This is a genomic window from Erythrobacter litoralis (assembly GCF_029760855.1).
Classification (GTDB): domain Bacteria; phylum Pseudomonadota; class Alphaproteobacteria; order Sphingomonadales; family Sphingomonadaceae; genus Qipengyuania; species Qipengyuania litoralis_A.
In genome coordinates, this window is record NZ_SOSI01000002.1 from 254925 (window position 1) to 277432 (window position 22508).

A 22508-nucleotide genomic window follows, 5' to 3' on the forward strand; every position below is an offset into this window, starting at 1 on the left:
CGGCTTGACGCAGGTGAAGCGTTACTCAGGGGGCGTCACCCCGTTCCGTTCGAGGAAGCGGAACACCGTGTTATAGCGGTGAGGCGAGATGTTCTCGCCCGAGACGCGGTGCGTGTAGCCGGGATAAAGCATCATCTCGAACGACACGTTTGCCTCCTGCATCTTTGCGATGACCTCCGTCGCATTCTCGAACACGACGTTGTCGTCTGCCATGCCGTGGATGAGCAGTAGCGGATCGGCGATCTTCGGCGCATCGGCGATGGCGTCGCTTTTGGCATAGGCCGCCGCGTCGGCCTTAGGCGTACCCATGAACCGTTCGGTATAGTGGGTATCGTAAAGCTCCCATTTGGTCACGGGCGCTCCACTGATACCTGCAGCATAAAGACCAGGGTCGGCTTCCAGCATCTTGAGCGTCATATAGCCGCCATAGGACCATCCATCGATCGCGATTTTGCCTGGATCGACGAAGGGCAGGGTTTTCAGATACTCCGCCCCCGCCTTCTGGTCGCGTACCTCGACGCCGCCCATCGCGCGGTAAATCGGCTGTTCGAATGCGACGCCGCGATTGGCGCTGCCGCGATTGTCGAGTGCGAACCAGATATAGCCCTTGTCGACTATCGCCTGCCGCAGCGGGCCGTCCCAACCCTTGGTGACGATCTGAGGGCCGGGCCCGCCGTAATGATAGAAAAACACCGGATAGCGCTTGCCCGTTTCTAGTTCGGGCGTGACCATTTCCCAATGGAGCGGCGTGCCGTCCTCGGCTTCGATCGTACCATATCGCGTCGGCTGATGGCTCGCGAGAAACGGCGAATAGGGATGCTCGCTGTCGAGCGCGTTCTCTTCGATCCATGCCAGACGATTGCCTTGCTGATCCGCGATATAGCTTTGCGGCGGCGTGTCGTCATTGGAACGGCTGATGAGCAAGGTCTGCCCCTTGCCGTCCATGCTGGCCGAATTGGCGAAGCCGGGATCGGTCAGTAAGCTGATTTGAGAAGGATTTGCGAGATCGAGCGAATAGACCTGCTGTGCCAGCACATCGTCCTTCGTCGCCTGGAAAAACACCTTGCCCACCTGCTGGTCCAAACCGACGAGGCTGGTGACGACCCAATCTCCTTCGGTGAGCTGGGTCCATTCTCCGTCGCCATAGCGATACAGATGGCCGAAGCCGTCGCGTTCCGACCACCAGATGAGAGACCCGTCATCCAGCCATTTGTAATTGTTGGACAGATTGATCCAGTAATCCGGTGCCGCGTTCTCAGTGAAGAGCACTTCGCTCTCGCCGGTCGCAGGATCGACCTTCAGCATGTCGAGCTTGGTCTGTTGCCGGTTCTCACGTTGCACATACACGGCGCTGCCGTCCGGTGCCCAATCGACCCTGGCTAGATAAATGTCCGCATCATCGCCCAGATCGACCTTCACGCGGTTCCGGCCGTCCGGGTCCATGACATACAGTTCGACTAAAGCGTTCGGGCTTCCTGCAACGGGATAGCGCTGCTCGAACACCTTGGTCCCGGTCGCGCCGATAGCTGCGCGGGTCACGATGCCGACGCCGCTTTCGTCGAACCGCTCGACGGCTATACGGCGATCGTCCGGCCCCCACCAGTACCCGGTGAGGCGGTCCATTTCCTCTTGCGCGACGAACTCCGCCTCGCCCCAGCGGATCGCGTCGCTCTCTTCCTGCGGTGTGACGGGTTGTGCTTCGGCGCCGATCTCGCCGACGAATAACCTCCCATCGCGCACGAATGAAACATACCGCCCCCTGTTACTGAGCGCAGGATTGAGTTCGCTCTCTTCCGTATCGGTCAGCCGCACCACTTCGCCGCCAAGCCGCACGAGATAGAGGTCGCCGTCGAGCGGTACGAGCACACCCGAACCGTCCTGCGCCCATTGATAAGCGATGATTCCCTTGAGGCTGCCGACCCGGGCCCGCTCCCGCTGCATCTTCTCCGCTTCGGACAATTCGCGGCCCGAGCCGAGCTTCTCGCTGTCGACCAACATCGACCATTCGCTCGCCTGCCGATCGTATGCCCACAAGTCGTAGCGCTCGCGGTCATCCACCCGGTTGCGCAGCACGGTGAGATAGCGGCCGTCGGGCGAAAGCTTTGCCTGCCGGGGTGTCGGGCCGTCGAGCGAAGGGGAGGCGAAGACGCGTTCGAAGGTCAAGTCCATGGCGGCGCTTTCCGTTTGATCAAGCTGCCGGTCGGCAAAAGCAGGCGAGGATAGCAACGTGCCAAGAGCCAGCGCAGCGAGAAGGGTTAGCGACCTCATGATCTCTCCAGGAAGATGCCCATGCGTTCGGGCCGTTCGTATGATCGAATTCCTCGCAAGCACAGCAGTGGAAAGCAACCTTCGCGAACGCAACTATGCCTACATTTCAGCTTAAGCCCGAATTTAGCGAAATCGCTACCGTGGGCAAAGGACTATGGCTGAGTTCCGACCGGGCCGATACGGCTCACTGGTTCGGCGGAACGAAAACCGAGGTGTAGAAGGCAGTCTCTTACGATCCCGACGCAAGAAGGGCGGCCCCGATACCAGGACCGCCCCTTTCATATTCCAGCGCTGTAACGGCAGGCTTACGCCTTGGGGGCGTTGTCCCTGCGTTCGGCGATCCGCGCGCGCTTGCCGGTCCGGCCGCGCAGGTAGTAGAGCTTCGCGCGGCGCACGATGCCGCGGCGGACCACGGTGATGCTGTCCACGATTGGGCTGTAAAGCGGGAACACGCGTTCCACGCCTTCGCCGAAGCTCATCTTGCGCACGGTGAAGTTGCTGCCCATGCCACGGTTCGAGCGGGCGATTACTACGCCTTCGAAGTTCTGCACACGCTCGCGATTGCCTTCGATGACCTTCACGCCGACGCGCACGGTGTCGCCCGCGCGAAATTCGGGGATGTCCTTGCCGAGGTTTTCGATCGCCTCGGCTTCGAGTGTCTGGATCAGGTTCACTGGTCCGGTTCCTTCGTTTCATGCTGCGCGCCAGAGGCAGACTGGTCCCGAGCGCCGACATGGCGCTCCCAAAGGTCCGGCCTGCGTAACCGTGTGTCGTCTTCGCTTCTTGCCTTGCGCCAAGCAGCGATTTTCGCATGATCCCCCGATCGCAGCACTTCGGGGATCGTGCGCCCTTCCCATTCCTGAGGTCGGGTGTATTGCGGGTACTCGAGCAGGCCGTCCTCGAACGACTCCTCGTGCCCGCTTGAAGGCGCGCCCATTACGCCGGGAATGAGCCGAATGCAAGCATCGAGAATGGCCAGCGCCGCTGGCTCTCCGCCGGAAAGGACGATGTCGGCAAGGCTGACCTGCTCGATCTCTGGGTAGGCGTCGAAAATCCGCTCGTCGTAGCCCTCGAACCGCCCGCACAGAATGGCGACGCCGGGGCCGGCGGCAATCTCACGAATGCGCGCCTGGGTGATGGGTTTGCCGCGGGGCGTCATGGCGAGGATAGGTCTTGGCCCTGCCCCCGCATCCATATTGGGAATAGAGGTTTTTACCTGCTCGACAGCATGCCCCAGCACATCGGCCTTGAGCACCATGCCCGCGCCCCCGCCCGCCGGCGTATCGTCGACCGTACGGTGCCTGTCGGTCGCAAAGTCCCGCAGCTGGACCGCCTCGCACGACCAGTCCCCCCGCTCCAGCGCCCGCCCCGCCAGCGATACGCCGAGCGGCCCGGGGAACATTTCAGGATAGAGGGTGAGGATGGTGGCGGCGAAGGTCACGTGTCACGGTTCCGCAAAAATACAGAAACCAATTTGTTGTTGATTGGCCAAACGATAAACAAAAGTCCGCAGCAGATCACGAATGCCACGAGCATACCTTGAGCGGCCGGACCACTTACCGGATCTCCAACTATGACTAGACTTGCTAAACCAAGTAAAGAGAGAGAAACGGGGATGAATCCTGAAGCTATATGCGAAACCCGCGTGGTAGGCATATCGGGTCGAAAATGACCAATGACAGAAGAAAATATCATCGCGATAAGTAGAGAGATAAGCCCTATTCCGATTGCTATACCGAAGGCGATGGCTACCAAAGCGAACATATCAAGCGCCTACCGCAGGCTGCAACAGAACGCTATCCTATGCGTTCCCCTACCATGACCGGCGCACCCGACGACTGCATCATCATCGGCGCCGGTCCCGCCGGGCTGACTGCCGCCATCTACCTCGCCCGGTTCCATCTTTCCATTCGCATCTTCGATTGCGGGACGAGCCGCGCAAGCTGGATTCCGACCAGTCACAATCACGCGGGGTTTCCGGACGGCATCAACGGCAACGAACTTCTCGAACGGATGCGCGAACAGGCGGCCAGATACGGGGCGATGCGCGAGCCGAAAAAGGTCACCGACCTTTCGAAGGATGGTGAGGCATTTTTCGTAACCTGCGGTAACGAAACGTTTTACGCACACACCGTCTTGCTCGCTACCGGTGTCGTCAACCACCGACCCAAGGGCATAGACGATGCCGTGCACCAGCAGGCTTTGGCGGCCGGCCTGCTTCGCTATTGCCCGATTTGCGACGGCTACGAAGTAACCGACAAAAAGGTGGCGGTCCTCGGAACCGGCGATCATGGCACTTCGGAAGCCCAATTCCTTCGCGGCTACACGAGCGACCTCGCCCTGGTCAGTCCGCATGGCGATCACGACCTCGACGACACCTGCTCAGCCAAGCTCGACGAGGCCGGTATTGTCCGCATCGCCGGGCCATGTGGCGGCTTCGCCCTCGAAGGCAAGCAACTGGCATTCGATACGGCGGAGGGGCGCATGGCATTCGACAGCGTCTATCCGGCGCTGGGATCCACCATCCGCTCGGAACTGGCGCAGGCATGCGGCGCGAAAACGACCGAAGAAGGCTGCATCAAAGTCGGCGACCATCTGGAAACGAGCGTGCCCGGTCTGTTTGCCGCGGGCGACGTGGTAGTGGGCCTCGACCAGATCAGCCACGCGATGGGTCAGGCCGGAGTAGCGGCTACCGCGATCCGCAACCGTTTGGCCGAGCAGCGGCCACTCCGGCGCTAATCGACGAAATCCGCATTTAGAACTAGGCGGTTCTCATCCCATTCCGGAACCGCCTGCTTCGTTAGCGGCACCATGAAGCGCTTGCCGTCCGGCTTCTCGATCTCGACGATCTCGGTCGCGCCGAAATGCTCGATGGCGCAGACGCGGCCGACAGGTTCGCCACCATCCGTTTCAGCCGGTAAATCAAGCAGGTCCGAATAATAGAATTCGTCCGCGTCCAATTCGGGAAGGGCGTTACGCGGAACCGTCAGGGTCGTGCCGCGCAGGGCTTCGGCATCCGTGCGGTCGGAAACCTCTGTAAACCGCGCGATTGCCCCGCCCTTCTTATCGCTCCGCAGATTACTGATGGTAAGCTTACCATCGTTGAAAGACTTGTGCGCCTTCAACGCTTCGAGCCCCTCTCCCAGCAACTTCAGCCGGACTTCGCCCGTCACGCCGTGCGCGCCGGCGATGGCGGCAAGCGTGACGGGTTTGTCCGACATAAAAGGCGCTTAGCCTTCAGACTTTTCTTCGAGCGCTTCCTCGACCACGGCTTCGCCGCCCTCGGCCGGCTCTTCGCTGCTTTCGGTGGTGGTTTCCGAAGTCGCGTTCTTGGCTTCTTCCTCGGCAGCCTTCGCGGCTTCTTCCGCTTCGGCCTGCTTCGTCGCCTTTTCCTCGGCGCGTTCCTTGGCGGCTTCGCCCGGTTCGCCCTTCTTCGGGTTGTTGCGGGCCGCACGCTCGCGAATGCCGGCGGCATCGAGGAAGCGGGCCACGCGGTCCGACGGCTGCGCGCCAACCGAGAGCCAGTGACGTGCGCGGTCTTCGTTCAGCTGAACGCGCTTTTCATCGTCCTTGGCGAGCAGCGGATTGTAGGTGCCGATCTGCTCGAGATATTTGCCATCGCGCGGGCTGCGGTTGTCGGCTGCAACGATACGGTAATAGGGGCGCTTCTTGGCGCCGCCGCGGGAGAGACGAAGTGCAATTGCCATGTAGTGTTACCTTTCTGGATTAAATACTTGAATTTATTTCTTGTCGAGCATGTCGCGGAGCTCGGGCGGAAGCGTATCGGGATCGACCGACGGCCCCTTGCCGCCGCCCATGCCCGGCAGTCCGCCAAGGGGGCCCGGACCCCCCGGCCCGCCAAGTCCGGGCATCGCCGCACCCAGCCCGCCCTTGCCGAACATCGCGCCGAGGCCCTTCAGCCCGCCCATCTTCTTGATCTGCTTCATGGCCTTGGCCATTTCCTGGTGCATCTTCAGCACCTTGTTCACATCCTGAACTTGCGTACCCGACCCTGCCGCCACACGCTTTTTGCGCTTGGCGTTGAGCAGCTTGGGCAGTTTGCGCTCTTTTGCGGTCATGGAAGAAATGATGGCATCCATCCGCAACAGGACCTTATCGTCCATCCCGCTCGCCTGCATCGCCGCCTTGGCCTTCTTCATGCCGGGCAGCATGCCGGCTAGCGCGCCGATGCCGCCCATGTTCTGCATCTGCTTAAGCTGCATGCGCAAGTCGTCGAGGTCGAACTCGCCCTTCGCCATTTTCCTGGCGAGCGCTTCAGCCTCTTCTTCCTTGATGGTAGAGGCTGCACGTTCGACCAGGCTGACAACATCGCCCATGCCGAGAATGCGGCCCGCGACCCTCTTGGGATCGAAGACTTCGAGCGCATCGAGCTTTTCGCCCGTGCCGGCGAACTTGATCGGCTTGCCCGTGACGTAGCGCATGGAGAGTGCCGCACCGCCGCGGGCATCGCCGTCCATCCGGGTGAGAACAACGCCGGTCAGCGGCACCTCGCCGGTGAAACTCTGCGCGACGTTGACCGCATCCTGCCCGGTCAGGCTGTCGACCACCAGCAACACTTCGGTGGGCGTGGATACGCCCGCGATCGCCTTCATCTCGGCCATCAGAGCTTCGTCGACGTGCAGACGGCCGGCGGTATCGAGCAGCAGCACATCCGCCGATTGAAGGCGCGCCGCTTCCATCGCCCGGCGAGCGATGTCGACCGGCTGCTGGCCGGGAATGATCGGCAAGGTCGCGACGCTGGTTTGCTCACCGAGCACTGCAAGCTGTTCCTGCGCGGCGGGGCGATTGACATCGAGCGATGCCATCAGCGCCTTCTTGCCCTGCTTTTCGCGCAGCATCCGTGCCAGCTTGGCCGTCGTGGTGGTCTTACCCGAACCCTGCAGCCCGACCATCATCACAACGACGGGCGGCTTGGCGTTGAGGTTTAACCCCTCCGGCGGCGCATCGGGATCGCCGCCGCCGAGCATGGCGACCAATTCGTCATTGACGATCTTGACCACCTGCTGCCCCGGCGTGACCGAGCGCAGCACATCCTGCCCGATCGCCTTTTCGGTGACCGCGTCGATGAAACGGCGCACCACAGGCAGCGCGACATCGGCTTCGAGCAACGCGATCCGCACTTCGCGCATTGCTTCGCGCACGTCGCTTTCGGACAGCGCACCGCGGCCCTTGAGCTTGTCGAAAACTGTGCCGAGCCGGTCGGACAAATTGTCGAACATGGCCGTTCTACTCCCTCCCGCCGCTATGATGCGGGATAAACGCGAAAAACGCCGGCGGACGAAACCTCGTCAGCCAGCGTGGGGCGATGCCCCTATGGTCCCAAACTGAAGCCCGGGTGTGGTGGAAGCAAGCCGCAGCCGTCGCCACGACTTGCTACCGCCAAACCCTGCAGTATTCGAAATGGTGGAGCCTAGCGGGATCGAACCGCTGACCTCTACAATGCCATTGTAGCGCTCTCCCAGCTGAGCTAAGGCCCCGTGCCATTTCATCAGCGCGCACGCCCTGGGAGGCGTGCCCGTTTGCGGAGGCGCCGTTTATGCAGGCACCATCCGCAAAGCAAGCGAAAAATCAGCTTTCGTCGGTATCGTCGTCGTCGCCCTTGCTCTTGGTTTCGACGCCGAGATCGTCGTCGCCGCCGAGATCGACTTCGTTGTCGGGCGAATCTTCGTCGTCGTCGATATCGTCGAGATCGTCATCAGCGAGATCGCTATCGGCCTCGCTGTCCTTCTTCTCTTTCTCTTCTTCGAACGGGATCGGCTGCTTTGACTTGAGCACCGGTTCAGGCGACCATTCCTCGCCGCACTCGATGCACGTGACCGGGTCGTCCTTGTTCAGATCGTAGAAGCGGGTGCCGCATTTCGGGCAGGTGCGCTTCGTGCCCCATTCCGGTTTGACCATTGGTAATCCTTGCCTTGCTTCCCCGCCGCCCTAGCAGCGGTGAGATGAATTCTGGTGTCTGTAATGATGGGATCCCGAGGTCCGGGAATCAACAGCGCCGCGCGCCTTGCCAGATGGTATTGCCACTGTCAAAGACGCCGCGCCCGACCCACCCCTTAAACCGAGACGAGAGCCGCTTGACCCCGCATCGCTTCATGCCGTCCGGCCCATTGAAAGGCCGCATCCGCGTACCCGGCGACAAGTCGATCAGCCACCGCGCGCTGATGTTCGGCGCGCTGGCGGTCGGACGGAGCCGGATTTCCGGTCTGCTCGAGGGCGAAGACGTGCTGGCGACCGCTGGGGCGCTTCGGCAGATGGGTGCGACGATTGAACGTGAGGGCGATGATTGGATCGTCGATGGCGTCGGCGTTGGGACGCTCCTGCAGCCGGAGCAGGCGCTCGACATGGGCAATTCAGGAACGTCCACGCGGTTGTTGATGGGGCTAGTTGCGAGCCACGGAATACACGCGGCATTTACCGGCGATGCTAGCCTGTCCGAGCGCCCGATGGGCCGCGTGATCGATCCGTTGTCGACAATGGGTGCTAGCTTCACCCCCTCCCCGGGCGGAACCTTGCCTTTGATGATGGAAGGGATGCAACCTGCCGTTCCAATTACTTACCGCCTTCCGGTCGCAAGCGCGCAGGTGAAGAGCGCGGTCCTCCTCGCAGGGCTGAATACGCCTGGCACCACGACCGTGATCGAGCCAATACCGACACGCGACCATACTGAGCGAATGCTCCGCGGGTTCGGGGTGGATGTGCAAACGACCGAGGTGAACGGCGAGAACCACATTTCGATTACCGGTCCGGTCGATCTTTCGCCTTGCGACATCGTGGTGCCGGGCGATCCCTCTTCCGCAGCATTCTTCGCGGTCGCCGCCAGCATCGTTCCGGGCAGCGATCTCGTCATCGAGAACGTCGGGCTCAACCAAACCCGCAACGGCATTTATCGGGTCCTCGAACAGATGGGCGCCCAGATCGAATATCTCGACCATTGCGAGGTCGGCGGCGAACCGGTCGCCGATCTGCGGGTGCGGCATGCACGACTGCAAGGCACCGAAATTGACCCTTCCCTCGCGCCGAGCATGATCGACGAGTTTCCCGTGCTGTTCGTGGCCGCTGCGCTGGCGGAAGGTACGACGAATACCTCCGGTCTCGAAGAGTTGCGCGTCAAGGAAAGCGACCGCCTCTCGGCAATGGCTGCCGCGCTGAGAAAGGCGGGAGCAAGGGTGGAAGAACGTGAGGACGGACTGATCATCGAAGGAAATAGCAGCAGACCTCTGTCTGGCGGAGGACCGGTGACAACGCATCTCGACCACCGCATTGCCATGAGCATGGCGGTGGCGGGCCTCGCCAGCGAGAACGGGGTCGAAATCGACGGCACCGATCCGATCGCGACGAGCTTTCCGAACTTCGTGAGTCTGATTTCGGAGGCAAGCGGTGACTGAACTGGATTGGGCCAGCTATGTCGGCTTTATCGGCACCGCCTGCATTATCGCTGCATATGCGTATCTGACCTTCAGCGAGCGGCCCAACCCGTTCGTTCTCCACGGCACCAATCTCGCAGGCGCCGCCCTGCTCACTGTATCCCTGCTCGTGCATACGAACTGGCCGAGCCTAGTCCTCGAAGGCTTCTGGGCTGCTATTGCGATCTATGGCCTCGTCAAAGCTATAAGGACGGGTCGCAAGGGACAGGAGCGTGAGGCATGATCATTGCAGTCGACGGGCCAACCGCCTCGGGAAAAGGCACGATTGCCAAGGCGCTCGCAACGCGTTTCGGCCTGCCCCATCTCGACACTGGCTTGCTCTACCGTGCGGTCGGACGCCAGGTAGCAATGAAAGGCGGCAATCCCGACGATGCTGAAACCGCCTTGGCCGCCACTGCCTTCCCTGACAGCCTCCTCGAAGATCCTGCCCTGAGAAATGAAGAGACGGGAGGCTTCGCAAGCCGCGCTTCCGTCCATCCGGCCGTACGAGAAGCCTTGTTCGATCGCCAGCGCGCGTTTGCCACACGCCCCGGCGGGGCGGTGCTCGACGGGCGCGATATAGGCACGGTCATCGCGCCCGATGCGACGGTCAAACTGTTCGTTACCGCGAGCGTGGAAGCCCGAGCCCGCCGACGCCACGCCGAAATGCGCGAACGCGGGATCGTGGTAACCCTGCAGGAAATCGAGAAGGATATCGCGCGGCGCGATGTGCGCGATATGGAACGCGCCGATTCACCTCTCAAACCGGCACCAGACGCGTATATCCTCGATACGACGGCATTCGGCCGCGATCAGGCGATCGAAGCGGCTATCGAAGTGGTTCAAGAGATTGCTGCGAAGCAATAGCCGGAACAGTATGTCGGAACGCCTTTGTCACCAACATGTTAAGGGGCCATCCACCTAATTACAAAAACCACAACAGGGGAATTATGATGAAACGCATTTCCGCGCTTATTCTCGCCGGCGCTCTTGCCGCTTGCTCGCAGCAGGCCGAAGAAACCAACGCAGAAGCCACGCCCGAAGAAACGGGCGCGATGAGCGACAACGCCGATCTTGATCAGAAGGTCATGGCGGCGCTCCAGCAGTGCCAACAAGTCGAGCCGACCTGCGGCGAAACCTCGACCGCCTATCTCGTATTTCCCGATGTGACCTCGGTCGCACTGGGCGTCGGCGGTGAAGGCGGCGAAGGCGCCCTCGTTCAGAACGGCCAGATCGTCGACTATTACAATATGGGCGAAGCGAGCATCGGCCTGCAGGCTGGCGTATCGGCCGCATCCTATGTTTTCCGCATTCGCGACGACGCCGCGCTTCAGGACGTGCAGGATGACGGCGAATGGAGCATCGGTGCTGAATCCGCCCTCGTCATCGCAAATGCCGATGCAAACGCCGCCGCCGAGGCGACCGGCACGGATACGCAGCTTTATGTCTTCAACGCCGAAGGTCTGATGGCCGACGTCAGCGTGGATGCAATGCGCATCTGGAAGGACGAAAATTCGGCTGAAGATCCGAACATGAATACGGAGACCGCCGAAACGATGTAATCCGTTTCGGATACCGACGAAGGAGAGGGCCGTTGTCTGAAAGGACATCGGCCCTCTCTGCTTTTCGGAATCGATTGCTATTTTGCGATTTCGAGCCTAAGGGGCGGCGGTTCGCTCGACATGGCCGGATTTGTGCAGAGGCTCGCCCATCGGCGACACCTCGCGCTGATCGGCGATGAATGGCGGACTCCCATCGCGGCATACGGCCCGGGGGGAATGTCGGCCTCTTGCCCCGCACACCCCATGCAATGGTGCATGGAAGCGGAATAAGACCTCGGAAAAACCGGTGGCCGGTAGCAAAACGAACGTTAGGATTACACCATACATGGCAACTGCAGCCAATCCCACGCGCGATGATTTCGCGAAAATGCTCGACGAGCAGCTCGGCAATGCGGACGATGGCGGTTTCGAAGGCCGCGTAGTCAAGGGCACTGTCACTTCCATCGAAAACGGCATGGCTCATGTCGATGTCGGCCTGAAAAGCGAAGGCCGGATCGATCTCAAGGAATTCATGCGCGTCGACGACGAGCACGGTCTCACGGTCGGCTCCGAAGTTGAAGTGTTCGTCGACCGGATCGAGAACGCCGACGGCGAAGCCATGCTCAGCCGCGACCGTGCCCGCCGCGAAGCCGCATGGGACAAGCTCGAAAACGAATTCGGCGAAGGCAAGCGCGTCGAAGGCCGCATCTTCGGCCGCGTCAAGGGCGGCTTCACTGTCGATCTCGACGGCGCCGTGGCCTTCCTCCCCGGCAGCCAAGTCGACATCCGCCCCGTGCGCGACGTCACCCCGCTGATGGACATGCCGCAGCCCTTCCAAATCCTGAAGATGGATCGCCGCCGCGGCAACATCGTCGTCTCGCGCCGCGCCGTGCTTGAAGAAACGCGCGCCGAACAGCGCAGCGAGCTGATCAACGATCTGACCGAAGGCCAGGTAATCGACGGCGTGGTGAAGAACATCACGGATTACGGCGCCTTCGTCGATCTGGGCGGCATCGACGGCCTGCTCCATGTTACCGACATGAGCTACAAGCGCGTCAACCATCCCAGCGAAATGATCGAAATCGGCTCCACCGTGACCGTCCAAATCATCCGTATCAACGAAGATACGCAGCGCATCAGCCTCGGCATGAAGCAGCTCGAAAGCGATCCGTGGGACGGCGTTTCGGCCAAGTATCCGGTCGGCATGAAGCTGACGGGTACGGTTACGAACATCACCGAATACGGTGCATTCGTGGAACTCGAGCCGGGCATCGAAGGCCTTGTCCACGTGTCCGAAATGAGCTGGACCAAGAAGAACGTCCATCCGGGCAAGATCGTCTCGACCAGCCAGGAAGTCGAAGTGATGGTGCTGGAAGTCGACAGCGACAAGCGCCGTATCTCGCTCGGCCTGAAGCAGGCCCAGCGCAATCCCTGGGAAGAATTCGCGGATGCGCATCCGGTCGGCACCAAAGTCGAAGGCGAAGTCAAGAACGCCACCGAATTCGGTCTCTTCGTCGGTCTGCCGGGCGATGTGGACGGCATGGTCCACATGTCGGACATCGCGTGGGGCATTTCGGGTGAAGACGCTCTCGCCCTGCACCGCAAGGGCGAGCAGGTCGAAGCCGTCGTGCTCGATGTCGATGTCGACAAAGAGCGTATCAGCCTCGGCATGAAGCAGCTCGAAAAAGGCGCGCCGACCGAAGCGGGTGCAGCTGGCTCGGTTCGCAAGAACCAGGTCGTCACCGTTACCGTCCTCGAAGTGCGCGATGGCGGGCTTGAAGTGCAGGTCGGCGAAGACGGCGCGACCGGGTTCGTAAAGCGCAGCGACCTCGGACGCGACCGCGACGAACAGCGTTCGGACCGGTTCCAGCCCGGCCAGAAGGTCGATGCGATGGTCACAGGCTTCGATCGTTCGAAGAAGCCGACTTTCTCGATCAAGGCGCGTCAGATCGCCGAGGAGAAGGAAGCGGTGGCCCAGTTCGGTTCGTCCGATTCGGGTGCCTCGCTCGGCGACATTCTCGGCGAAGCGCTGAAGAAGAAGGACGGCGAATAAGCCGCCCACCCCTCATCAAGGGACATTGCGAAAGGCCCGCCCGCTCGTTCGAGCCGGCGGGCCTTTCCGTTTGCGGTTGCCACGCCTAGGTTGGTGGCATGCTTAAAGTTCATCAGTTCCCCTGCCTGTCCGACAATTACGGCTTCCTCCTCCACGATCCCGATAGCGGCGAGACCGCGGCGATCGATACGCCCGACGGCGAAGAATACGTGAAGCAGGCCAATGTTAAGGGCTGGCGGATCACCCAAATCTGGAACACCCACTGGCATCCCGATCATGCCGGGGGCAACAAAACCATAGTCGAGGCGACCAGTGCCAAGGTGGTCGCGCCGAAGGAAGTCGAGAAGCTTTCGGTGATCGACCGCGAGGTCGGGAATGGCGATACGGTTTCGATAGGTCGGCACGAAGCGCAGGTTATCGATGTGTCCGGACACACGAACGGACACATTGCCTATCATTTTCCGCAGGACGGCATTGCCTTCGTCGGCGACAGCGTCTTCGCCCTCGGCTGCGGCCGGATGTTCGAAGGCAAGCCGCAGCAGTTCTGGGACAGTCTCAACCGGATCCGCAATCTGCCGCCGGAAACCACGCTCTATTGCGCGCATGAATACACGCAGGCCAATGCGAAATTCGCGCTACACGCCGATCCTGATAACGTCGCCCTTCAGCAATACGCCGCCGAGGTGGATGAGAAGCGCGAGCGCGGCGAACCAACCGTTCCGACCAAGCTCGATCGCGAACTGGCCACCAATCCGTTCTTGCGGGCGGACGATGCCGGCCTGCGCGACCGTTGGGGCGGCGAGACGCCAGCGGATACTTTCGCCACGTTGCGCATGGCGAAGGATGCATTCTGACGTCTCAGGGTGAAGGAGTTAGCCGTTGAAAGCCGTCGTCGTTGATCGACTGTCCGACGACCTTTCGGGTGTCGAGTATCAGGAGATCCAGGAACCGGAGCCAAAGCCGTCAGATCTCATCGTACGAGTCCGTGCAGCGTCGCTCAATTACCCCGATCTCTTGATGACGCGCGGCGCCTATCAGTTCAAACCTGCGGTACCGTTCATCGCCGGCATGGAAATGGCAGGCGAAATTGTCGAAGCCCCACCCGATTGCGGCTTTATAAAGGGCGACCGGGTCATGGGCGGCGCAAAGACGGGCGCCTTCGCCGAACGCATTGCTCTCGACCCCTCAGCGGTTCGCCGTATCCCCGAAGGTCTGAACTTCGCGGAAGCCGCTGCCTTCGGTGTCGCATACCACACAGCCTACGTCGCACTGTTCGAGCTTGGACAATTGAAAGCGGGCCAGACAGTGCTGATCCACGGGGCGAGCGGAGGCGTCGGCCTCGCGGCGTGCGACCTTGCCAAAGCCTTAGGCGCTACCGTGATCGCTACAACGCATAGTTCTGACAAATTGGAGACGCTGGCGGCTTTGTCGGAAGCGGATCACGCTATGAAAAACACAGGCCGTTTCCGGGAGAAAATCGCGCGCCTGACCGACGACCGGCTGTGCGATCTCGTCTTCGATCCAGTCGGTGGCGACGTGTTCGATGAGAGTACGCGCTGTGTCGCATTCGGCGGCAAGATACTGGTCGTCGGCTTCGTCGCTGGACGTATCCCGACGATCAGCGTCAACATTCCCCTGATTAAAGGCTTTTCGATCGTGGGCGTCCGTGCGGGCGAGTACGCCCGACGTTTTCCCGAACGAGCCGTCGAGATCGCACGAGCGCTCGATCGCCTTGTCGAGAATGGCGCCATTCGCCCGCATGTGCACCGCGTTTTGCCCATTGCGGAATGGCGCAATGCATTCGACGAGATGGCGGCAGGCGATCTTTTCGGGAAGATCGTACTCGAGCCCTGAGCCGCCCTCTGCGGCACAGAAATCAGATGTTTGCAATAACCTTATCGGCCAGTGCCCGATCCGCGTCAGCGCCGTAATTCTCCGCGATCAGTTTGCGGCTTGCGGCCGTCGCAGCACGCGCGGCGCGATTGCGAACGTCCTGCACGGCTTCACGCTCGGCTGCGGCGATCTTATCTTCCGCCATGCATTGTCGGCGGGCGACCATTGCGCGGCTGTCGGCATCGGCTTTTTCGAGGATCGCGTCGGCCTCGTTCTTCGCCGATGCAAGCATGGCTTCGGCATCGGCTTCCGCATTCTTGATCTTGGCCGCATATTCCTCCCGAAGCGTTTCCGCCTCGGCGCGAAGCTGTTTGGCTTCGTCGAGCTGGTCCTTGATCGCCTGTATTTTCCCGTCGAGGCCGCCCGCAATGGACTTGTGAACCTTCGCCCCGAACACGGCAATGAGGATCAGCAGGAGCATCGCCACCGAAACCCACTGGAAGGGCGCAAAGCCGAGCAATTCGGGTTCGACATGGACCGGCGCGCCACCGTGCCCTTCTTCGATGAAAACTTCAGCCGGTTCGGTTGCGAAGACTTCCGGGGGTGTCGCGTTAGCCATGAGCCAGCGCCTCCTGTACGGCGCGATGCGCAGCAGGTGGCGCAACCTGGATATTCGCGACCTTCGCCACGATATCCTGCGCAGCTTCCGCTGCCACGGCTTCGAGCTCGGCTAAGGCCTCGCTACGCGCCGTTTCTATCCGGGTTTCCGCAGCGGCAACATCCCGGTCGAACCCTTCCTGAGCCGCGGCGAGACGTTCTTCCGAACGCTTTGCCGCGTCGTCCTTCGCCGTCGCAATTACGGCCTGCGCGGCTTCGCGATTTTCGTTCTCGCGACGACGCCACGCCTCTTCCTGCTCGTCCGCCGCATCGCGTGCAGCCTTCGCCGCCGTGAGGTCGGCACTGATCTGGCTATCACGATCGGTTACCGTCTGCATGATCTTGGGGACCATGCCGCGCCCGATCACGAAAAAGGTGATGCCGAAGAAAACCAGCAACCAGAATATCTGGCTGGAAAAGGTTTCTGACAATTGCGCGATCTGAGGCATCGGAAACGCTCTGCGGCTCGGAGGAAAGGGTGGCCATCGCCGCGCATCACTTTGCGATGCACGGCGACAGTGAAAGCCTTGCTTACTGGAAGATCAGCAGCGCGGCGATAACGAAGGCGAGCAGACCGAGAAGCTCGGCACCGGCGAAGCCGATGAAGAGGCGACCCTGCTGGCCGTCCGCCGCACCCGGATTGCGCAGGGCGCCTTCGAGGAACTTGGCGAAAACGTTGCCCACGCCGATCGAGGCGAGACCGGCTCCGATAGCGGCGAGACCGGCTCCGAGCAGCTTTGCGGCTTCTGCGTCCATTGTAGTAACTCCTTTGGGTAAATGGCTAAATTATAACAAAAATCAGTGAAGGTTTTCAGCGTCGTTGATGTAAAGCGCCGTCAGCAACGCGAAAACGTACGCCTGGATGCCTGCGACCAGCAATTCCAGCGCGCAGATCCCGATCATCAGAACCATGCTGGGAATCCCGATGCCGACCGCGAACAGGGGTCCGGCATTTCCGCCGGAAATCACGAAGCTCGACAACACTTCCAGAAGGACGTGTCCGGCCATCATCGCCACGAACAGGCGGAGGCCGAGACTGAACGGGCGCACCATGAACGAAATGAATTCGATAGGTGCGATTACCGGTGCCATCCACCACGGGGTGCCATGCGGGAGGAAGAGCGAGAAGAAGTGCAAGCCGTGCTTGATGAAGCCGACCGCCAGCACGATCGAAAAGCTCATGATCGCCAGCACGCCGGTCACGGTGAAGTGGCTGGTAAACGTGAAGGGGTGCAGCCCGACGACGCCGAGCGGCATCAGGCCGAGCAGGTTGGCGAACAGGATGAACATGAAAAGGCTGAAGACATAAGGTACGTATTTGCGCCCAGCCTTGCCGATATTGGCTTCCAGCATCTGGTCAATGAAGCCGGTAAAGGTCTCCACCGTCATCTGCCAACGTCCGGGCACCAGCTCGCGCTTCATGCCGCCGAGCACGAATGCGAACAGCACCACGGTGGTGATGAGCATCCACAGCGCACTGTTGGTGAAGGCGATGTTGTAGCCTGCCAGCTCCCAGTTCTGCGAACCGGCAAGCGGTTCGATCGTGAACTGGTGCATCGGGTCGACTTTGGCTTCAGCTGCCACGTCCGGTTCCGTCCCTACTCAATTCCTGGCGGCCCGATCGGCCGGAATTCTACTTGCCGGAGCTGTTTCCGGCAGCGCGAAATATGTTTCTGAAGGCGACGATGATCCCAAGGAACAGCCCCACCAACAAACCCCATGGATTGGTATCGGTGAAATAGCCGATGGCATAACCGATGACCGCACCGCCCAGGACACCTCCGAGAAGATCGGCCAAAACGCGGTTTCCAGCGCGATAATCCGCATCGGATTCCTTCGACTTCGACCGGTTGCGTTGATCTTCCCGCTCCTGCGCGGCGGCAAGCCGTCGCTCGAGCGCATCGATCCGCGCATCCTCCTCGATGGTTTCCCGTGCGGGCTTTTCCTCGCTCATGCCATGCTCCATTTCGAAGGGTGCGCGGTATGGACGCGGAACAGTCCGCAAAGGGCGCCGCCCCCTTAGAAGCCGCGTTCTAGCGAGTCAACACGATGAGGCTAACGGTAAGCGCGGAAACTTGCGGAAAAACGTGCCCCCTTCGAAGAACACGATCAGGGGCAGCGACTGTCGCGCAATGGCGCACCGCTGCCGCGGGTTTTCCAACTGCCGTCGGGCGCTTGATATTTCTCGCCAGGAGACGTCGCCAGAATGGCTTGGCATCCGGCCGTAAGCGCATATTCCTCCAAGGTCGCGTTGTTCGCCTGCGCGCGCTTCGAGTAGACAGCGCGGCGCTTGATATTGATATCGTTCACGATCCGGCGAAGTGCAGGCGTTTCTGCGCCGACGATGCCGAGATAGCCGTCCATTTTTTCGCCCACCTGACCCGATGCGCGCGCTTCCGCATAAGCCGGATCGCGCTGCGCCGAGGCCGGCGATGCCATTCCAGTAATCGCAAGGGCAGCAATGGCCGCCATCACAGCGTGGCGGAAGGCCTTCGAGTTTTCCCTGTTCATAGTCATCAGAATATGTCCGCGTTCTCTTCAATGGTTGTGCCCGCATCCTCGGCGAGCCGATAGATCACTTCCTGGCGAATGTTGACGTTGAGTTCGATCACGATGGGCTCTTCAGGAGCATTGACGGTGATGCAGCCTGCAAGCCCGATCGCGATCGGCAGAACGCACACACCTCTGCCAAAAGTTATAGGTATTTTCATAGCGCCCCTTCGCTTTCTTCTGACTGAATGGCGGGTTCCTCATCTGGTACGAGGTCATCCTGCTCGATTTGCTCTTCCATCTCCTCGGCCGTCACTTCCTGCCGCAACAGACGCGTTCCGTCGTCGGAAAGCAGGCCAAGTGCTCGCGGGTCGCGCACGGCGGACGGATCGTAGAGCGATTTGAGCGACGAGATCAGCTTGTAGAACGGCGCGCGCAGATTGATACGGAATTGGAGCGGCAGGGCGGCGAGCCGGCGGGTGATGAAGTTGCGCCTTGCTCCCTCCCCCTGGCTCACGCCGTCGAACCGCACACGCGTCACGATCTCGCCAGTGAGTGGCCCATCCATGCCGACGGTCATCTGCGTGTAATCAAGGCTGCGCAGCGCATCGAAAGAGAAATTGGCGATGGGTGAAAGGTCTTCGTAGGTCAATTCGCCCACGTAGGAGACGTTGCCGCCAGGTTCCCGCGATACGAGCAATCCACCCTCGATCCGCCCGTCCCCGCTCTGGTCGAAGACGATCGGGATCGTGCCGTCGAAGGTACCGGTCGCCGAGATGTTCTCGAGATCGAGCTGAGCGACAAATTGCGAGGCTTCCAGCCCGACGATCTCGAATGTGTAGCGGCGCTGCTCGCTTACGCCGATGTTGAGATCGGTTTCACGTAGTATCAGCTGCCCGCCCATGAACGGCCATGAGCCGCCTTCGACGGCCAGCACCTCGCCGTTCCGCAACGCGAATGCAACTTCACCGCCGAGAACTTCGATGCCGGGATTGATCGAGGCAACTTGCAACCTTTGGTTCGGCGCAGTGGTCAAGCCCAGGAGGTCGGAAAACGCGATGGTTCCGCTAGCGCCTTGGACAGGGCCGAACGCTGCGGCGAAATCGAGGTCGTCCGATGAGAAGTTGCCTGTGCTCGTAACCTCACCGCTTGACGACCAGTCGATCCGCCCCCTGCCCGTGACCAGGCCGCGAACATTCGCCACGACGCCGAGCGCAAGGCGTGAAAGCTGTTCAGGTTGCAGATCCTCGTCGAACAGGATGCCGGGAACAACGAGATTTGCAAAGCCCGCGCCGGTCGAAAGATCGTGCCGGATGTCGACGTCGGTCACCACACGATCGCTCAGCGGATCGCGCAGCGCGGCGGCTGCAGTAATGATGTTATCGAGCAAGGACAGTTCGGCCTTACGCGCGATCAAGGGCTTGAAACGGTCCGGCTCCTGTCGGTCTAGCAAGCGGAACGCGCCATCGGACAGGCTGAGTTTCCCGCCGGCATAGGTCCACTCGCCGGTCGCCTCGTAAATATCGAGCGGTACGCCCGGCAGCGTCACATCGGCGCCTGCGAATGTGCCTCCCAGTGCTTCTCCGAGCCGGGCATCGAGGTTCGAGAGCTGGAACCGTGTCGGACGAGTCGGCGGGCCGAGGGCCACATCGACTTCCGCTGCACGCAGGACGCCGGGATAGGCGAAACCGACAGCACCAGTACTGAGCAGGATAGGAGTTTCCCCAAGCTTTCCCGCAAGGTCCAGGGATGGTGCACCTGCCGCAAGTCGCAATCCGTCATTCCCGTAGGCGAGTATCGGCCTGCCCGGCGCAGGGCATAGCGTCACGGTCTGCCCTTCCAAGCTCACATTGGCATAGGTCAGACTGCTGAAGCGGGGGCGGATACAGCTGTTCCACAAGGAGAAGGCGCCCCCCGTCGACAGGCGCCCGTCAAGCGGGAGTTCCAGCGCGTCGACCGAGCCGCCCGGCAGCGGCCCGCTCGCTCTGGCATTCCCGGCGAACCGCAGCAGTCCGCTCGGCGATTGGCGCAGCACCAGATCGGGGATTGCCAGTTCGGAGCCGCCTGCGGAATAGCGTTGCATCGCGATGCGAAAGACGCTCGATCCGTCCGCCGCCCTCTCCATCCGCCCGGTCACGCGGGGAAGGTTCGTACCGGCGAGGGCGAGATTTCCGGAAACGGTCGGCCGTGCGCCATCGGAGGATGCCAGTTCCACTCGCGATAACGAGAGAATGCGCTCGCCCGATCCACCGGTGATTTCCGCCCGCGGAACGATGACATTGTAGCCTTTGGGAGACGATCGGAAACGCGCTTCGCCAAGCAAGGAGCTTCCGCGCGTCTGCCGGCGCAGCGCTTCGGCGAGTTGTGCCATCAGCGGCGCCACCAAAGTTCCCCGCGATACGCGTTCGCCCTCGCGCAGGATCCGTATCGGTTGTTCGCCGAGGCGCAGGCCGCCTCCGTCGACTTCGACCGCGACGTCTACGCGGTCTCCGGGCAAGGACCGTGCAGAGCCTTCCAGTGCTGCTGCAGCCATCAACAGCTGCGGGGTAGCAAGACCGCGCGAGGCCAAGCTGTAGCGCGTAGTCCAGCTGCCATTGCCGTATTGCCCGCGAACCGTTCCCGTGAGGCCATCGATCGAAGCATTCGCCAGTTCGACATCGCTCGCATCGAGCCTCGCGACCAATTTCGGCAGGCTGAAGTCCGCCTCGCTTTCGAGATCGACGTCGGCATCGAGCGCTGCGACCGCGCCCTGCCCGTCGCAGAATAATCCGCGTGCCCGCACCGGGCCGCTGAACTTCGGCGTTCCGCCGTTGCTTTCGATCGTGCCGTATGCCGTTAGGCTTTCGCTGAAGCACCCGTTCAATGCGAATTGCGGCATGGTCGCCGCAAGTATGCCGGAAAAGCCGTCAGAGAGATTGCCCTGCCCGTCTACCTTGAAGCCGATCGTACCGAATTCGCTTGCGATCCGTCCTCGTCCATCTCGGATGGCGAGGTCGATACCGGGCAGTCCGCCTGGTCCCGTGGTCTCCTGGTAGATCAGCGAATCCAAAGCGCCAAAGCTGACGCGACCATCAACCAGTCGTCCGAATATACGCGGCTCGACGAGTTCGACCGATCCGATCGACGGCAAACCGAACCGATGTTGCAGCCTTACGATCGCACGTCGCGATGTAAAATCGGGACTCTCGGGATCGCCGACGACGACATCGCCAATGATCTGTGTGCGCGGACCGATCCTTTCGACCGTGTAAGTTGCAGGGATATCGTAAGCGGCGAGCTGGTCCTCGATCAGATCGGTGGCGATCGAGGTGCGATTTGCCCATGCGATCAGGAAAACGATCAACAGAACAAGGAAGGCGATACCGGGAAATGCCCAGCGCTTCTTGCGCCAGCGGGGGCGGCGGCGGGGCTCATCCTCGCCGGCAGCGGCAAAGGGCTTTTGCTCGACGCTGATATCGGTCCCGTCCATCCTATCCGCGCCCTTGCGCAAGTCGCCTCTCAAAGGCAATGCGCTTAACCGTTCGGGAGGAGAAAACAGTACCGTGTCAGGACAATCCGGGCAACTTTCCGCCCATCCCGGCGCGGGCCACCGCGAACGGCTGCGGCAACGCCTTCTGAGCGGCGGCGCGGAGGCGCTCGCAGATTACGAACTGCTAGAATATTTGCTGTTTGCTGCCATCCGGCAGGGGGACACGAAGCCCCTGGCGAAGCGGCTGATCGCGCATTTCGGATCGTTCGCGGCGGTACTGAATGCCGAGCCTGCCGCCCTCACACAGGTGAAAGGCATGGGCGAAGCGAGTGCGGCATCGCTTTATGCCGTATCGCTGGCTGCGCGGCGCATGGCGCGCGGCGCGGTGCAGGACCAACCGGTGCTCGGAAGCTGGCAGGCGCTGCTCGACTATCTTGCGATCGACATGGCTCATCTCAAGCACGAGCGGGTACGCGTACTGTATCTAGATACGCGCAACCGCCTGATCCTCGACCACCTGGCGGCAGAGGGTTCGGTCGACGAAGCGGCGATCCATCCGCGCGAAGTCATTCGCCGTGCCTTCGATATCGGGGCCAGCGCGCTCATCCTCGTTCACAACCATCCGAGCGGCGATCCGGAGCCGAGCCGGGCCGACATCGCCATCACCAACCGCATCGCGGAAGCCGGAAGGCTGCTCGGCGTGACGGTGCACGACCATGTGATCGTGGGCCGCGGCTTACATGTGTCGTTGCGGGCGAAAGGACTGATCTGAG

General features: G+C 61.3%; 25 protein-coding genes and 1 tRNA gene. 9 read left to right on the forward strand and 17 right to left on the reverse strand.

Features of this window, described 5'->3' with window-relative positions; all coding sequences use genetic code 11:
• Window positions 1–21: 21 nt before the first annotated feature.
• The 4 genes from E3U23_RS04110 to E3U23_RS04125 form a co-directional block, all read right to left on the reverse strand.
• Window positions 22–2268 carry a S9 family peptidase gene (locus tag E3U23_RS04110; protein WP_279349931.1) on the reverse strand — a complete coding sequence of 749 codons (2247 nt, stop codon included), beginning with the start codon at window positions 2266–2268 and terminating at the stop codon, window positions 22–24.
• 305 nt (window positions 2269–2573) lie between these two features.
• On the reverse strand, window positions 2574–2942 hold the full coding sequence (rplS, locus tag E3U23_RS04115; protein ID WP_279349932.1) for a 50S ribosomal protein L19: 369 nt from the start codon (window positions 2940–2942) through the stop codon (window positions 2574–2576).
• Window positions 2939–3709 carry a tRNA (guanosine(37)-N1)-methyltransferase TrmD gene (gene trmD, locus E3U23_RS04120; protein ID WP_279349933.1) on the reverse strand — a complete coding sequence of 257 codons (771 nt, stop codon included), beginning with the start codon at window positions 3707–3709 and terminating at the stop codon, window positions 2939–2941. Before trmD ends, rplS begins: the two co-directional genes overlap by 4 nt.
• Window positions 3706–4032 carry a hypothetical protein gene (locus E3U23_RS04125; RefSeq protein ID WP_279349934.1) on the reverse strand — a complete coding sequence of 109 codons (327 nt, stop codon included), beginning with the start codon at window positions 4030–4032 and terminating at the stop codon, window positions 3706–3708. The genes trmD and E3U23_RS04125 overlap by 4 nt, the downstream gene beginning before the upstream one ends.
• A 54-nt stretch (window positions 4033–4086) precedes the next feature.
• Between E3U23_RS04125 and E3U23_RS04130 the strand changes: the two genes are divergently transcribed.
• Window positions 4087–5007, forward strand: a complete 921-nt coding sequence (locus E3U23_RS04130; RefSeq protein ID WP_279349935.1) for an NAD(P)/FAD-dependent oxidoreductase — start codon at window positions 4087–4089, stop codon at window positions 5005–5007.
• Here the strand turns inward: E3U23_RS04130 and rimM are convergent.
• From rimM to E3U23_RS04155, 5 genes are all read right to left on the reverse strand, one after another.
• Window positions 5004–5489 (reverse strand): ribosome maturation factor RimM, encoded by a 486-nt coding sequence (gene rimM / locus E3U23_RS04135; RefSeq protein ID WP_279349936.1) that lies wholly within the window; start codon window positions 5487–5489, stop codon window positions 5004–5006. The genes E3U23_RS04130 and rimM overlap by 4 nt on opposite strands.
• A gap of 9 nt (window positions 5490–5498) precedes the next feature.
• Window positions 5499–5975: a 30S ribosomal protein S16 gene (rpsP, locus tag E3U23_RS04140; RefSeq protein WP_279349937.1), complete on the reverse strand. Its 477-nt coding sequence runs from the start codon at window positions 5973–5975 to the stop codon at window positions 5499–5501.
• 33 nt (window positions 5976–6008) lie between these two features.
• Window positions 6009–7508 carry a signal recognition particle protein gene (ffh, locus tag E3U23_RS04145; protein WP_279349938.1) on the reverse strand — a complete coding sequence of 500 codons (1500 nt, stop codon included), beginning with the start codon at window positions 7506–7508 and terminating at the stop codon, window positions 6009–6011.
• Between the two features lie 182 nt (window positions 7509–7690).
• Window positions 7691–7766: transfer RNA gene (locus E3U23_RS04150), tRNA-Ala, on the reverse strand.
• A 91-nt stretch (window positions 7767–7857) separates the two neighbouring features.
• Entirely contained in the window at window positions 7858–8187 is a 330-nt protein-coding gene (locus tag E3U23_RS04155; RefSeq protein ID WP_279349939.1) for a TIGR02300 family protein, read from the reverse strand.
• Between the two features lie 194 nt (window positions 8188–8381).
• Between E3U23_RS04155 and aroA the strand changes: the two genes are divergently transcribed.
• The 7 genes from aroA (at window position 8382) to E3U23_RS04190 (ending at window position 15140) form a co-directional block, all read left to right on the forward strand.
• Entirely contained in the window at window positions 8382–9674 is a 1293-nt protein-coding gene (gene aroA, locus E3U23_RS04160; RefSeq protein WP_279349940.1) for a 3-phosphoshikimate 1-carboxyvinyltransferase, read from the forward strand.
• A complete protein-coding gene (locus E3U23_RS04165; protein ID WP_279349941.1) occupies window positions 9667–9936 on the forward strand; it encodes a CBU_0592 family membrane protein in 270 nt (89 codons plus the stop codon). Before aroA ends, E3U23_RS04165 begins: the two co-directional genes overlap by 8 nt.
• Window positions 9933–10559 (forward strand): (d)CMP kinase, encoded by a 627-nt coding sequence (locus tag E3U23_RS04170; protein WP_279349942.1) that lies wholly within the window; start codon window positions 9933–9935, stop codon window positions 10557–10559. The genes E3U23_RS04165 and E3U23_RS04170 overlap by 4 nt, the downstream gene beginning before the upstream one ends.
• Before the next feature lie 86 nt (window positions 10560–10645).
• Complete coding sequence (locus tag E3U23_RS04175) at window positions 10646–11254, forward strand: YSC84-related protein (protein ID WP_279349943.1); 609 nt, start codon at window positions 10646–10648, stop codon at window positions 11252–11254.
• Window positions 11255–11579: 325 nt separating this feature from the next.
• Window positions 11580–13286: a 30S ribosomal protein S1 gene (rpsA, locus tag E3U23_RS04180; RefSeq protein WP_279349944.1), complete on the forward strand. Its 1707-nt coding sequence runs from the start codon at window positions 11580–11582 to the stop codon at window positions 13284–13286.
• Between the two features lie 98 nt (window positions 13287–13384).
• On the forward strand, window positions 13385–14140 hold the full coding sequence (gene gloB / locus E3U23_RS04185) for a hydroxyacylglutathione hydrolase (protein ID WP_279349945.1): 756 nt from the start codon (window positions 13385–13387) through the stop codon (window positions 14138–14140).
• A gap of 25 nt (window positions 14141–14165) precedes the next feature.
• Window positions 14166–15140, forward strand: a complete 975-nt coding sequence (locus tag E3U23_RS04190) for an NADPH:quinone oxidoreductase family protein (protein WP_279349946.1) — start codon at window positions 14166–14168, stop codon at window positions 15138–15140.
• A gap of 22 nt (window positions 15141–15162) precedes the next feature.
• On the opposite strand, the gene E3U23_RS04195 is transcribed toward E3U23_RS04190, so the two are convergent.
• The 8 genes from E3U23_RS04195 to E3U23_RS04230 form a co-directional block, all read right to left on the reverse strand.
• The gene (locus tag E3U23_RS04195) at window positions 15163–15738 is read right to left on the reverse strand and encodes a hypothetical protein (RefSeq protein ID WP_279349947.1); all 576 of its coding nucleotides are present in this window, start codon (window positions 15736–15738) and stop codon (window positions 15163–15165) included.
• Window positions 15731–16225 carry an ATPase gene (locus tag E3U23_RS04200; protein ID WP_279349948.1) on the reverse strand — a complete coding sequence of 165 codons (495 nt, stop codon included), beginning with the start codon at window positions 16223–16225 and terminating at the stop codon, window positions 15731–15733. Before E3U23_RS04200 ends, E3U23_RS04195 begins: the two co-directional genes overlap by 8 nt.
• Window positions 16226–16307: 82 nt before the next feature.
• The gene (locus E3U23_RS04205) at window positions 16308–16532 is read right to left on the reverse strand and encodes a F0F1 ATP synthase subunit C (RefSeq protein ID WP_279349949.1); all 225 of its coding nucleotides are present in this window, start codon (window positions 16530–16532) and stop codon (window positions 16308–16310) included.
• 42 nt (window positions 16533–16574) lie between these two features.
• Entirely contained in the window at window positions 16575–17360 is a 786-nt protein-coding gene (locus E3U23_RS04210; protein WP_279349950.1) for a F0F1 ATP synthase subunit A, read from the reverse strand.
• A 49-nt stretch (window positions 17361–17409) separates the two neighbouring features.
• Window positions 17410–17730: an AtpZ/AtpI family protein gene (locus E3U23_RS04215; protein WP_279349951.1), complete on the reverse strand. Its 321-nt coding sequence runs from the start codon at window positions 17728–17730 to the stop codon at window positions 17410–17412.
• 155 nt (window positions 17731–17885) lie between these two features.
• Window positions 17886–18215, reverse strand: a complete 330-nt coding sequence (locus E3U23_RS04220; protein WP_279349952.1) for a YdbL family protein — start codon at window positions 18213–18215, stop codon at window positions 17886–17888.
• A 77-nt stretch (window positions 18216–18292) separates the two neighbouring features.
• Entirely contained in the window at window positions 18293–18487 is a 195-nt protein-coding gene (locus E3U23_RS04225) for a YnbE family lipoprotein (protein WP_279349953.1), read from the reverse strand.
• The gene (locus E3U23_RS04230; RefSeq protein WP_279349954.1) at window positions 18484–21735 is read right to left on the reverse strand and encodes an intermembrane phospholipid transport protein YdbH family protein; all 3252 of its coding nucleotides are present in this window, start codon (window positions 21733–21735) and stop codon (window positions 18484–18486) included. Before E3U23_RS04230 ends, E3U23_RS04225 begins: the two co-directional genes overlap by 4 nt.
• 73 nt (window positions 21736–21808) lie before the next feature.
• Here E3U23_RS04230 and radC point away from each other — a divergent pair, with 73 nt between their 5' ends.
• Entirely contained in the window at window positions 21809–22507 is a 699-nt protein-coding gene (radC, locus tag E3U23_RS04235) for a RadC family protein (RefSeq protein WP_279349955.1), read from the forward strand.
• The last annotated feature ends 1 nt before the right edge of the window (window position 22508 follow it).